The organism is Neobacillus sp. NPDC097160 (assembly GCF_044762155.1).
Taxonomy (GTDB): Bacteria; Bacillota; Bacilli; order Bacillales; family Cytobacillaceae; genus Neobacillus.
The window spans coordinates 173,592-186,110 of the sequence record NZ_JBIWDU010000002.1 but is presented as its reverse complement, the minus strand read 5'-3'; the positions used below and the strand labels follow the sequence as shown (position 1 = coordinate 186,110).

The following is a 12,519-nucleotide window of genomic DNA, read 5'->3' as shown; positions in this document are numbered from 1 at the left end:
ATACTTTTTTTAGGAATACATGTAAAATATGTTAATATAAAACTATCAATTATGAGAGAAGGTGATGATCATCAACGAAGTAGTATTATCAATCAAGGATTTAGAGAAGCATTATGGGGTAAAAAATGTGCTTAAAGGGATTAATTTGACCGTCTATCGCGGGCAAATTATTGGATACATTGGGCCAAATGGCGCTGGGAAAAGTACGACGATTAAGATTTTACTCGGCCTTGAAGGGGACTATTTGGGTAAGCTTGAGATTTTTGGTGAGGAAGTCACTGAAACGAATATCGCCTATAAAAGAAAAATAGGCTATGTTCCGGAAATCGCTGAACTCTATGACAACCTTACTGCCATGGAGTACTTAACCTTTGTCGGGGAATTATACGGTATGGATTTTCAAGCAGCGGATGAAAAGGCGCAAAAGCTGATGAAGGTCTTTGGTTTAGAAGAGGTGTACCATTCAAGAATTGCTTCATACTCCAAGGGAATGCGGCAAAAAGTCCTGATCATTTCTAGTTTAATACATAACCCGGATCTGTTATTTTTAGATGAGCCATTAAGCGGCCTTGATGCCAACAGTGTCATGGTTTTTAAAGAAATCCTGGCAGTCTTGGCTGCACAAGGTAAAACAATTTTCTACTCATCACATATCATGGACGTGGTTGAAAAAATTAGTAACCGGATTATTCTCATTAATGATGGGAAAATTGTCGCAGATGGCAGCTTCAATGAGTTGAAGGAGCAAAATAAAGAGGGTACATTGGAACAAATCTTTAATCAACTAACTGGTTTTAATGAATATAAGACGCTGGCTGAGGAATTTGTCGCCATCGTCCAAGAGGTATAATGCAATGAAAAACTTTCAAACGCTTAGATTCTTAGATTTGTTTCGGCGCATTTTCGAGAGTTTTGGTATTGATTACCCAGTGATGAGAAAAATTTTAGCAGTTAAATTAACGATGGATGGACGAAGAACCCCGACCATCTTTAACCAGCAGGCAAAGAAGAAGAAGAAACCGGAGGAAAACGGTTTCATCAAATCGTTAGGGATGTATGTTTTACTAAGCCTAATGCTTATTCCATTTGTCATACTTGGAAGCAGCCTTCTTTATCAAATGAGTATCTTTTACGGGATCGTCATGTTTTTGGTGATGACATCGATGATTTCTGATTTTTCGAATGTCCTTCTTGATGTTAGGGACAAGGGGATTCTTCTGACAAAACCGGTAGATAAAAAGACTCTAAATGTGACAAAAACGATTCATATTTGTATTTATTTAGTCTTTCTAACCGCCGCACTCACGATGATTCCATTGGTAGTTGGGACATTTAGACACGGGATATTATTTTTATTCCTAGCAATATTCGGACTTATTTTAGTCAATCTATTCATAGTTGTATTAACGGCCATTATTTATTATTTCATATTGCGGTTTTTTGATGGTGAAAAGCTGAAAGATATCATCAATTACGTGCAAATTGGCTTATCGATATCGATTGCGGTTGGTTACCAGGTCTTGGCTAGGGCCTTTAGCTTTGTCGATATGAAAATTACCTTTACTCCTAGCTGGTGGCAATTCTTCATCCCGCCAATCTGGTTTGGAGCGCCATTTGAGTTATTTCTCAAGCACCACTCTGACGTTTTTCTCGTCTCTTTTTCACTGTTAGCATTGGTTATACCGATCTTTTCCATCATCATCTATAGCCGAATGATGCCATCATTTGAAAGAAATCTGCAAAAACTGACGAATAACAGCGGTGGAATCAAACGGAAGGAGCGCCGGTGGAAAAGTCGTCTTGTCAAAATAATTTGCCTTCGTCACGAGGAAAGGATCTTTTTCCGCTTTGCTGATGATATGATGCGAAACGAAAGAGAGTTTCGTTTAAAGGTATATCCCGCCTTAGGATTATCACTCGTATTCCCGTTTATTTTTTTGTTTAATGAGATCCAAATGAATTCCTATGCACATATGGTATCGAGCAAATGGTATTTATCGATTTATTTTAGCTGTTTGATGATCCCTAACGCCATAGCCATGCTGAAATACTCGGGTAAATATAAAGGGGCCTGGATTTTCCAAACAGCGCCAATTCAAAATCTGGCACCGTTATACAGCGCAATACTTAAGGTGTTTATTGTGAATCTCTTTTTGCCAGTTTATCTTGTTTTAAGTGCGATTTTTATCATCATCTTTAAAGGAAAAGTAATCGATGATTTATTGATTGTATTCGTTACCGCTATTTTATTCTCGGTAATTTGCTCGAACTATCTAAAAGGAACACTGCCATTTTCTGAATCATTTGAGGATGCCTTGCAGAGTGGGGGACTAAAAGTATTTCTGGCAACCCTTTGTATTGCCGCTTTTACTGGCATCCATTTGGCGGTTACATTTATTCCATATGGTGTGCCAATATATTTGATTGTGCTTGTTGCAGTTACGGCTTTTTCATGGAAGCTGGCATACAAGACGATGTGGGACGTTAAATGAATGATGGCTGTCATTGGGTGAATTGTTATTATTTTTAGAATATTCATAATAGTTGTCGATATCCCTCTTATATTGTTGATATTTCCCTGGGAATATGTCGATAAAAAGAACAGGACTAACTGCCCTGTTCTTTTTCATATTCGTCTAAAAATGGCTTATTAGCATAATAGTACATCATTGCCATGAAAACAGAGCCGCCAATGAGGTTACCAACCGTAACGGGTACTAAATTATGAATCACGCCGCCCCATGAAATTGTCCCCGGATGGTTTAAGACTAAGGCAATGGCAAATGTACACATATTGGCGATGCTATGTTCATAGCCGGAAATAAAGAAACAAAACACAAACAGCATCATCGCAAACATTTTCGGCCCATCCCCTTTTAACCCCATTGGCAGAAAGAAGGCCATGCAGACAAGCCAATTACAAAGGATGGCTCGGAAAAATAACTCCGTTGTTGGCACCTGCATTTTAATCTCAACAACATGGAGTAAAAAGCCATTAACCGACGAATCAGTGTAAAGGCCCGTTGTAAAAATAATAAAGGCAAAGACAGCTGCCCCTAGAATATTTCCTGCATAACTGCCAATCCAAAGCTTCCCAACGTCTGTCCAGGTCATTTTTTTACGGAGCGCAGCATACGTGTAATAGAATGTATTTCCGGTAAACAAATCCCCTCCGCCGTAAGCGATTAAAATGATTGCCGCCCCAAAGGTAAGAGCCGCCATCGGATAAGCAAATGGTGAATGTTCAAGGTAAAAGAAATTTCCTGTCTTGAATGCAACAATGACGCCAAAACCGATAAACATACTGGCAAGCATCGCTCGTAAGATATAACGCAGGACGCTTTGCCGAAATATTTTAACCTTTTTTAAGGCTAGTTTTTCCGCTTCGCCTAAAGGCAGCATTTCCATATTTTATAACCACCATTCCAACTTTCATTTTAACAATTAGGTTATTTTTTATCGATAAGTGGTGAGATATGTATGATCAGGACAAATTCGTACAACCTTTATCCATTGAATAAACGACATAGACTGTTGTAACAGTTGAGATTAGTATATTTGTCTTCAAATCAGCTATAATGAAAAGGTTTTGTTAAGACTGATTTTTAAGGAGTTTAATATGTTGAAAATGAAAAATATTACACCGCAGTATGATCCATGGGAAGCTTATTTAGATATAGAGGAATATGGAAAACCTCAGCTTACGAATATCGAATTCACAACAACCACTCTTTGTAACATGCGCTGCGAGCATTGTGCGGTAGGATATACGTTACAGACAAAGGATCCGGATGCACTTCCACTTGAGTTATTGTTACAAAGGCTGGAAGAAATCCCGGCACTTCGGACTTTAAGCATTACTGGCGGAGAACCGATGCTATCATTATCATCTGTAAATAATTATGTTGTACCAATTTTAAAATATGCACATGAACGTGGTGTTCGGACACAAATAAACTCGAATTTAACCCTTGATTTAGCCAGGTATGAACAAATCATTCCTTACTTGGATGTATTACATATCTCCCATAACTGGGGTACTGTCGATGATTTTGTTGAGGGCGGCTTTGCGCGAATGGAGCGTAAGCCTGATTTCGGGCAACGTGAAAAATATTTTACAAGAATGGTAGAAAACAGCCGCGCCCTTGTTAAAGCAGGAGTAATGGTTTCTGCTGAAACGATGTTAAACAAACGGACATTTCAGCATTTGGAAAAAATCCATAGGCAAATTGTTGATGAAATGCTGTGTCAGCGCCATGAGGTGCACCCAATGTATACAACGTTATATATCTTGCGGCATACCAAAAAGCAGAATTAATAGCGCCAATGAATGTATGGGGGGAAATTATAATGAAAACTAAAACGCAAAAAAAGCTAGTTGCAATCTATGCAAGGAAATCACGGCTTAAAGACGAGAAGGCACTTGAGATAGACCGACAAGTTGAGCTTTTAACTGATTATGCAGAGAAAAACAATATGGACTATGAGGTTTACCGAGAGCGAGGGAGTTCAGAGGACTGGAATAGACCCGATTTACAACGTATGCTAACAGACCTTAAAAGTAAGGGAATCTTTGACGGAGTGCTAGTTACAGACCAAGACCGTATAGCAAGAGATAGGACTGACTTCGGGCTATTTCGAAGGGTTTTGGTAAATGAAGGCTTACAGTTTATAACGTTAGACAAGGCTTATAACTTCTTTAACGACGACGATATGTTTGTTACAGGCATTAGAGCGGAACTCGACGAGCAGATAATGCGGATTACAAAAAGAAAACTACGAAGAGGACGCATACAAGCTATAAAGACGGGCATATGGTTCGGTATTGCGCCATACGGATACGACAAAGAAGCTGCTACTAAAAAGCTCGTACCTAATGCGAAAGAAACCGAAATAGTAAAATCCATTTTTGATATGTACGTTAATCAAGGCATGAACCAAGCGGAGGTATGCGAGCAGCTTACACTATACGGACATATGACACGGAAGCAAGGGAAGAAAGATAGCCGCCCTTTCACAGGTAGAGCTACTTCGTTAATCCTTAGTAACGTAGCATATAGGGGTATCGTTCACTATGAACTAGAAGGCGAAGAGCCTATACATGTTATAGACGCCCACGAAGCATTAATAGACGAGGATACATTCAATAAGGCGCAGGTGCTATTAGCTCAGAATAGAAAAGTGCCACAGTCGCAACAGAGGGGCATATATGCGCTTTCTAGGCTGCTGATTTGCCCTAAATGCGGACAGACGCTTTCTTTTTGTATGAAGTATAATAAACGGTCTGCGAGAAATTCGCTTAATAAAGACGAGCGAGAGTTATACGTATTGAACTGCTACTCTTCGAAATCTTCGAAAGGAAAGCGAGAGACAGAAGTACGCTGCTCTAATAACGGCGTAAAAGCTAGTAGAGTAGAAGACGCCATCTTTATGAAGCTACGGGCGCAGTTAGTTAAAATTGACGAAGAGATAGAAGCAGTACTATCGGGCGCTAATACGTTCATAAGCTCAGTAGAAACGAAGCAGCAGGAACTATCTAACAGATATAGCTCACTTGAAGAACAGAAAAAGCGAGTACAGAACGGGCATAAAATCGGTATCTATTCAGACGACGAAGCTATGAATGAGATTAAGGCTATCAGAGAACAACAGTTAGCAGTATCGCAAGAGCTAAAGAACCTAGAGGGCGCTAGCGTAAAAGCCGAAGTAGACCGCAAGAAGCAGACCAAGCTCAAAATAGAGCGACTTCTTTCAATGGATACAACAGACCCCGTTAAGACGAATAAGTTACTTCACGAAGTTATCGACAAGGTTTATTACTGGAAAGAGCAGAACGACAGTAACGGCGAGAAGCCTTTCGAAATACTAATAGAGTTTAAGAGATAGGGCGCAAAGTAGCGCTCTTTTTTTATCAAAGCTTCCGCCAATTTGCGTTATAATGGACTAAAAGCCGAAAGGGGCGGCACATATGTACATGGCACGACCTAACTTTATAGATAGCGAGTATTTTTATTATGATGAAAGCGGTAATATGCGTTTAAGAGACGGAGCGCCTAAAGAAGTACGCAGGGAATTTAAACTCTTTATAAAGGCATATGCGGACTGGCAGCGCACGAACGAGCAGGGATTTGAGCAGCCACCCCTTGTATGCTTAGAGGACATAATCGAAGAGTTACCGTTAGTAATACGCATAGAGGATATTGAGTGATACTTATTGAACTAACGTGCAGTTTAGTTGAAGAAGGAGAACCTTGTTATATTGTCGAATTTTAGTAGTAATTGATTGGAAGAAAAGGGATAGTTTTTATGCAAGAAGAATTTACTCGTGTCCTAATAAAAGACGGGAATTAGTATAGTAATATTTTTTTTTTTATATAAAAAAGTGGGAGAAAGATAATGACCTTAACAGAAACATATTCAAACCTTGCAGTATCACCTTTGTACATTATTATTTTAGTAATGTCTATTGGATATTTAATTTTCAATCGAAACGAAAAAGGTTTTTTTGCTACTTTGTACAAAATTTATTGTGTTCTTATAGCAGTTAATTATCTTATTGCACTTTATTTTCGTTTCTTTAAGTAAAGGGTCTGGTTGTTAAAAAAGAAGGAATAAAGTATCTTCTTCACTAACGGGTGCTTTAGTTTAACAACTTTGAAGAGGGGCGTTAACATGGGAACGGAGAGACTTTCTAAATTACTACTATTATTCGCAGGCATAAACGCCACAGCAGGCGCAGCAGCCGCACGACTGGACATAATATACCTATTCGCAGGACTAGGCACAGGAGCGCTTTTCTACTATGCTAGAAAGACGCTGCTAAGCGAAAAGGGTAGCACGTTCAAGGCAATATTAACGAAACTAAGCGACGGTATGTAAGCCGTCGTTTTTCTATTTGCGAATGAGTTCACTACGAAGACAACGAACACTACGAAGACACTACATAAGCCAGTAGGTTAGCGCTAATTGTGGGGGATAGCGAAGTATAGTTACGTATAGTGAATTGTAAACAGTGCTGAAAATGGCTAATCTTATTGAGAATCGTTATCACTGTAAGGACGAAGGCTATCGAAGTAACGGCGCATCAGTGTACCTAGCTTTACAAATATCGAACTCATAGCGTCAATAAACAGCCACTGGAAATCTGTTTTAGGCGAGGGGTCGATAACTCATGGGGTAGCGTTTAACTATTGAAAATTAATATTCAAGTTCCTGTGCCTGTATCGGTGTCATAACTTAATAGATTTGACCACGATTAGAGAGTGTGATAGTATCAGTACATGAGCCGTAATCATAACTCATAGTCATAAATACATACGATAAAAGGAGCGTTTTTATATGAAATACGGATATGCGAGAGTAAGCACGGTAAGCCAAGACCTAGAGGCGCAATTACAGGCGCTAAAAGCGGAAGGCTGCGAGGATAGTAATATTTATTCGGAGAAGTTCACAGGAACGAAGACAGACCGCCCACAATTTAAAGAGATACTAGCGAAGTTAGAAGAGGGCGACACGCTAATAACAACGAAACTAGACCGCCTAGCACGCAACACAAAAGAAGGAATCGAAGTTATAGAGCAGCTATTCGCTAAAGGCGTCAAAGTTCATGTGTTAAACGTCGGACTATTGGAGAATACGACAATGGGGCGCTTTTTCCTTCAAACATTGTTAGCCGTCGCAGAAATGGAACGTAATCTAATTATCGAACGTACACAAGAAGGCAAGGCGATAGCGAAGCAGCGAGACGACTTTCGAGAAGGCAGACCGAACAAGTTTAATAAGAAGCAGCTAGAACATGCGCTAGAACTATTAAACGATAACTCATATACGGAAGTAGAGAAAATGACAGGCATTAGTAAGAGTACGTTAACACGGGCGAAGAGAAAACAGGGCGCTAACCAATAGCGCTCTTTTTTGCGTCTACGGGGCTATAGGGCGTCACATATACCAACACGCCGCACATACCTAGATAGGGCGCATATGGGGTTATAGGCTGCACATACGGACGTTATACGGCGCTTATACATACATGCGATAGCTAAGTCTAAACAACGGCTCACAAGGCTACAGTGCCTATTCTAGCGCCTACAACGGCTATAGCTGCACGTTAGCGCTTTATAGTCTTTATATACCTAGACGAATTGACCACGTTTAACAGGGCGCACCAACACACCGCACTAGGGCGTTATAGCTGCCGTACTTACGGGGATATGCTGCCGTTATATATGCGATTGTTTTCGATTGATTCGAGAGAAGCAGCGCAAAAGTTCGTTAACGTTCATTAGTATTTAATGCATGAAGAGAATCGAATAAAAGCGCTCTAAAGCTTTTCACCAACGAAGTGACCGGAAGCTATTAACGAGCGAGCGCAAGCGCAGGAATCAGCCACAGAGAGAGCCACAGAGAGCGATAGCGACCAAGGGAAACGCCTACCCCCCAACCACGGGGCGCCACGCCTCTACATCTACCGTATGAAAATAGCGCAACTCATTTTTTAACTCGATACCCTATATTTTACCAATGTAATTAAACGCAGCCATTACGCTAACTGCTAAATATTTTCGCTACAATTTTTCAAACTCATGGCATTAGATTCCATATTAGCTTACGTTTAGCTGCCGTTAGTTCTATCGTACTTATTCCGCAATCTATCCACTAGTTCGTCTATGCGTTCCGTGTGCGCTGCCATTCGCCCGACTTGCGCCTCAATTCTATCTAAGCGCCTTTCCATGCGGTCAAAGCCACTATTCATTTTCGCCTCAAATCTATCGAGGCTTTTGTTTATTTCTTCGATTAGCTGCCGTACGTCCTGCGGTTCATTCATTCGCTCATTCATTCGTAAAACTCCTTTCATTTATCGCAAACTATTTACAATGATTATACCAATTTTTCCGAAAGGCTGCGCCTATATGTTTACCGTCACTAGCACGGCAGTTTTTCCCTCATTGGCGACCGTGGCATTTTATAGCTGCGGTCTTTTTTCGATAGAGGAGACGCTGGAAATACGATATGCGCAGAATGTGTGAATTGTCAATAAGCGTAAATATGGTTAAAAGTCAAGGGGTGGATAAATGGCACCGTTATAGCCTTTTTGCATTTTTTTAGTTGGCTATCGATACTATAGATTTTTAAATTGCTTACTCTAAACTTTATAAGAACATACTCTAATTTCTATAGTTATCTACTTGTAAGACTAGCACTAAATAAGAATTACTAAATAAGAATTAATGAATAAAAATTAAAGAATATATTGTCATTTGCTAACGCAAAAGAGCTAACGCAATAACTATTATAAACATAAGGGATTAATGCGAAAGAACGAGAAAGAAGTAATGATAAGAATTATAGCCACACTCTAAAAATTAGAGTACCAAATTATAAAGTTTATTGCGCCTATATCCCCGTAGCAGCTACGAAAGGCTGCGAAAACAAATAGGAGGTAATAGCATGAAACAGAGAGTATTCGACAAGACCGAGAAAAGGAAAGAGAAAGAGGGATTCGTACCTTTTCCGCTAGACTTACTACAGTACCGCCACCACCCCAAATTTATGAAGGGAGCAGAGACTTTATATATGATGATTGTCCACCGCTACAACTCAGAGAAGAAATGCGCCTTCCCTAGTATGAAGCTATTGGCGGCGGATTGCGCCACAACAGAAAGCACGATAGACAAGCATATTCAGTCGCTAGAATCGTTAGGGCTGCTTAAAGTGGTGCGTAGACCAAAAGGAAATTTATACGTACCAATGAAGCCGTTAAGCAGAGAGGACTTTTTTACGCAGTTCCCCGAAGTGAAAGCGAAATATGACAAGCGATACAAGAAGGTAGAAGAGCGCAGGGAAGAAAAAGAGCGCTACTTTGCCGAGATTAAGAGCGTTCACAATAGTGAGAGTGATACGCAGGCAGGCGAAGCAACAGACTTCGAAGACTTACCGTTTTAGTTTGCGGCAGGCAAGCGCAGCAGCAGCTAAGAAACGATAAGAATATCTCATATACACGCCAAGTTAGGCGGAATTAGTCGTACCTAGTAATAGGGAAAGCTTCGTCCCTCTATGTGTGTATCATATGCGCAAAGGGTTAGCGTTAGTCGTTCGCTAGCTAGCCCTTCTTTATTTACACTATGACGACTAACGAACGATAGAAATTACACAACCAAAAACGAAAGGAACGATAACATGAACGGACAACAACTAAACTATATTCGCAGAGCGGTTAATTTATCACAAAAAGAATTGGCGGAGAAGGTAGAGGTATCGCTTGTAACAATCAACCGTTATGAGAAAGGCAGACAAGAGCCGCAGCCTAGCACAATAAGACGCTTACAAAAGGCGCTACGTTATACCGAGGAAGACCTAGTAACGATTGCGGAACTATTAGAAGGCGATGCAGACAAGCGCAGCCATGCACGCCTAAAAATGAAGTTGCAGCAGCAAGCAGACTTATAAAAACGAAAAGGGAGCGAAAACACTATGACAGTAGAAAAAATTAACGAAAGCTTAGCGAAGGCACAAGAAATCCGAGACAGCGTTATTCCAGTTATGAGACCGTTTGTAATGGATGTATACCGAGCGGAACGAACCAAGATTAATTCAGACCGTCTACTATCGCACGAAGGCAAGCAGCACAAACTAACGAGGCTACAAAACCAATTCGAAGTAAAAGCGATGAAGGATTTACACGCCATGCAGCGGTTGCATGACGAGGCGGTTGTATCTGCCAAAGTAGACGCAGAACGACTATTAGCGAAAGGAACGCCACAACCTTCCGACGTAGAGCAAGCGTTATTCAATAGTAAAATGCAGCAAGTCAAAGCGAAGGTAATCTTTGCAGGCAGCGCTAAGACGGCACTAGAGGCGCTTCAAACGCTAACAGAGGTTGAACAACCAACGCTAGCCAAGCAAGCCGCCGAAAGCGTACTAGAACTATCAAGCTATGCGCTAACTGGAACGGTAGAAGACCGCCACCAAGCTAAACGGCAGCTAAGCGCCATTCATTCGGAGTTATTCAAGAGAGCGCAGCCACAAGGCGCAGAGGCGGCTACAGAGGCACTAGGACGAGCAAAAGCTATGTTAAATTCGGGCATTGTGCCTTCCATTCTAGCGGAAAAATTAGGCGAAATTAGCAGAGACACACAGCACTATGCCAATAATTCATACGCTTATTTCACGTCTAAAAGCGAATTTGTTAAACGTGTAGAAATGGGCATGTAATAACGCAGCAGCAGCGAAAGGGGGTGACATTTTGCGAGTTATTATAACTAACAATATGTTAATCCTAGGAGACGAAAATGTATTAAAACATACGACCGCCGACTACATGACCACCGACCTAACAGGCTATAACACGGCAGCGCCTAACTTAGACGACCTTTATAAGCTATACGAAAAGGGGCTAGGTAATAAGGCAGCAGCGAACGCATACAAGCGTTACAAAGAGTTAGTTTTAGCGAATTATGAGAAAAGGTAATAACGAAGAAGCAGCGCAGGGCATTAACAGCCTTAGCGCTCTTTTTTTGTCCATTGATACCAAATATTGCGAAGGGCTGCGCCTATCTTTGTAAATTACAACGAAAGAGGGCGTTAGCAGGATGGATAAGCAAACTTCTAAAATCGCAAAGCTACTAGGAAGACCGCAGCCGCAGCAAGAGAATATTTTCGTAGGTAAAAATGGCGTTATAGTTGTAGTAGAGGGCGAACTTAATCTAAATAAACTAGTCAACAAAGCGTTAGCTCTTTAACAGGGTAACGCTCTTTTTTTTTTATTGCCAAATGCCAAGAGATTCATTACAATCTATGTACCCTAGCGACTTTGCTAGTAATCTTGAAACCTTATCATTGGATGAAATTAGAGAGGCTATCCATCACTTACTAGATATACGGGATGAAAAGGTATGGATGCTGTTTGGAACACTGCCATTCTATGCATGCAGCAGTAACCAAGAGGATTTAGACCTTTTAAAAAGACTGTATGAATGTAAGAATGTCACCGTCAGAAACGATCCGGACGGCCGTTCCCGTTTAAATGTAAATATATTTAACGGTGACATAATTGTCACTGATTTTGGTGACACACCATCGCTAGGAAATATCCAAACTACGAAGCTGAAAGATGCCTACGAAACTTGGCAATCATCAACATTGGCTAAAGATTTGAGCTGCCATTGTCCAGCAGTTTCCTGCCTCGGCCCCAACATCTTAGTAAAAAATAGCTATTATCGAGATTGTGACTTTAGCTTAAGAAAAAATAGAATACAAAAGTAAAAAACAAGGAAATTGAAAATCTAATACGAGTATTTTGGATATTTTTAATTAGAAATATTCAAAATACTATTGACAACTTATTAATAGGAGTTTAAATTAAGTTTAATACTTTAAATGAATATTACGTTCTCTTATCAAGAGTGGCAGAGGGACTGGCCCGATGACGCCCAGCAACCGTTCCGGAAAGGAATTGGTGCTAAATCCTGCAAACAAATTATTTGTTTGAAAGATAAGAGAGGAGTAGTCCTTCTATTTGTG

Annotated in this window: 14 protein-coding genes, 1 pseudogene and 1 riboswitch; of the genes and pseudogenes, 13 read left to right on the top strand and 2 right to left on the bottom strand. The window is 40.5% G+C overall.

All coding sequences use genetic code 11. The annotated features are described in order from the left end of the window. Positions 1–64: 64 nt before the first annotated feature. Both ACIQXV_RS02860 and ACIQXV_RS02855 read left to right on the top strand, forming a co-directional pair. Positions 65–850 (top strand): ABC transporter ATP-binding protein, encoded by a 786-nt coding sequence (locus ACIQXV_RS02860; RefSeq protein ID WP_402955767.1) that lies wholly within the window; start codon positions 65–67, stop codon positions 848–850. A 4-nt stretch (positions 851–854) separates the two neighbouring features. After that, positions 855–2,492: a hypothetical protein gene (locus ACIQXV_RS02855; RefSeq protein ID WP_402955764.1), complete on the top strand. Its 1,638-nt coding sequence runs from the start codon at positions 855–857 to the stop codon at positions 2,490–2,492. 115 nt (positions 2,493–2,607) lie between these two features. Here ACIQXV_RS02855 and ACIQXV_RS02850 read toward each other — a convergent pair whose 3' ends face one another. Beyond that, positions 2,608–3,408 carry a formate/nitrite transporter family protein gene (locus ACIQXV_RS02850; RefSeq protein WP_402955761.1) on the bottom strand — a complete coding sequence of 267 codons (801 nt, stop codon included), beginning with the start codon at positions 3,406–3,408 and terminating at the stop codon, positions 2,608–2,610. Positions 3,409–3,619: 211 nt separating this feature from the next. Between ACIQXV_RS02850 and yfkAB (ACIQXV_RS02845) the strand changes: the two are divergent. From yfkAB (ACIQXV_RS02845) to ACIQXV_RS02825, 5 genes and pseudogenes are all read left to right on the top strand, one after another. Continuing rightward, positions 3,620–4,276: pseudogene (yfkAB, locus tag ACIQXV_RS02845) on the top strand (radical SAM/CxCxxxxC motif protein YfkAB); the annotation flags it as partial. 74 nt (positions 4,277–4,350) lie between these two features. Beyond that, on the top strand, positions 4,351–5,886 hold the full coding sequence (locus tag ACIQXV_RS02840; protein ID WP_402955758.1) for a recombinase family protein: 1,536 nt from the start codon (positions 4,351–4,353) through the stop codon (positions 5,884–5,886). An 82-nt stretch (positions 5,887–5,968) separates the two neighbouring features. After that, positions 5,969–6,208, top strand: a complete 240-nt coding sequence (locus ACIQXV_RS02835) for a hypothetical protein (protein WP_402955756.1) — start codon at positions 5,969–5,971, stop codon at positions 6,206–6,208. A 464-nt stretch (positions 6,209–6,672) separates the two neighbouring features. Next, positions 6,673–6,879 carry a hypothetical protein gene (locus tag ACIQXV_RS02830; protein WP_402955754.1) on the top strand — a complete coding sequence of 69 codons (207 nt, stop codon included), beginning with the start codon at positions 6,673–6,675 and terminating at the stop codon, positions 6,877–6,879. Positions 6,880–7,338: 459 nt separating this feature from the next. Further along, positions 7,339–7,905, top strand: a complete 567-nt coding sequence (locus ACIQXV_RS02825; RefSeq protein ID WP_402955752.1) for a recombinase family protein — start codon at positions 7,339–7,341, stop codon at positions 7,903–7,905. Positions 7,906–8,611: 706 nt separating this feature from the next. Here ACIQXV_RS02825 and ACIQXV_RS02820 read toward each other — a convergent pair. After that, a complete protein-coding gene (locus ACIQXV_RS02820) occupies positions 8,612–8,836 on the bottom strand; it encodes a hypothetical protein (RefSeq protein ID WP_402955750.1) in 225 nt (74 codons plus the stop codon). 611 nt (positions 8,837–9,447) lie between these two features. On the opposite strand from ACIQXV_RS02820, the gene ACIQXV_RS02815 reads away from it, so the two are divergent. The 6 genes from ACIQXV_RS02815 (at position 9,448) to yfkAB (ACIQXV_RS02790) (ending at position 12,261) form a co-directional block, all read left to right on the top strand. Beyond that, entirely contained in the window at positions 9,448–9,942 is a 495-nt protein-coding gene (locus ACIQXV_RS02815) for a helix-turn-helix domain-containing protein (RefSeq protein WP_402955748.1), read from the top strand. Positions 9,943–10,176: 234 nt separating this feature from the next. Beyond that, positions 10,177–10,446, top strand: coding sequence for a helix-turn-helix domain-containing protein (locus ACIQXV_RS02810; RefSeq protein ID WP_402955746.1), 270 nt, complete (start codon positions 10,177–10,179; stop codon positions 10,444–10,446). A gap of 108 nt (positions 10,447–10,554) precedes the next feature. After that, the gene (locus ACIQXV_RS02805; RefSeq protein ID WP_402955744.1) at positions 10,555–11,211 is read left to right on the top strand and encodes a hypothetical protein; all 657 of its coding nucleotides are present in this window, start codon (positions 10,555–10,557) and stop codon (positions 11,209–11,211) included. A gap of 31 nt (positions 11,212–11,242) precedes the next feature. After that, positions 11,243–11,467, top strand: a complete 225-nt coding sequence (locus ACIQXV_RS02800; RefSeq protein ID WP_402955742.1) for a hypothetical protein — start codon at positions 11,243–11,245, stop codon at positions 11,465–11,467. 121 nt (positions 11,468–11,588) lie between these two features. Then, positions 11,589–11,738, top strand: coding sequence for a hypothetical protein (locus ACIQXV_RS02795; protein ID WP_402955740.1), 150 nt, complete (start codon positions 11,589–11,591; stop codon positions 11,736–11,738). Positions 11,739–11,769: 31 nt separating this feature from the next. Then, positions 11,770–12,261: a radical SAM/CxCxxxxC motif protein YfkAB gene (gene yfkAB, locus ACIQXV_RS02790; protein ID WP_402955738.1), complete on the top strand. Its 492-nt coding sequence runs from the start codon at positions 11,770–11,772 to the stop codon at positions 12,259–12,261. A 128-nt stretch (positions 12,262–12,389) separates the two neighbouring features. Beyond that, positions 12,390–12,497, top strand: a riboswitch (SAM riboswitch). Positions 12,498–12,519 lie beyond the last annotated feature (22 nt).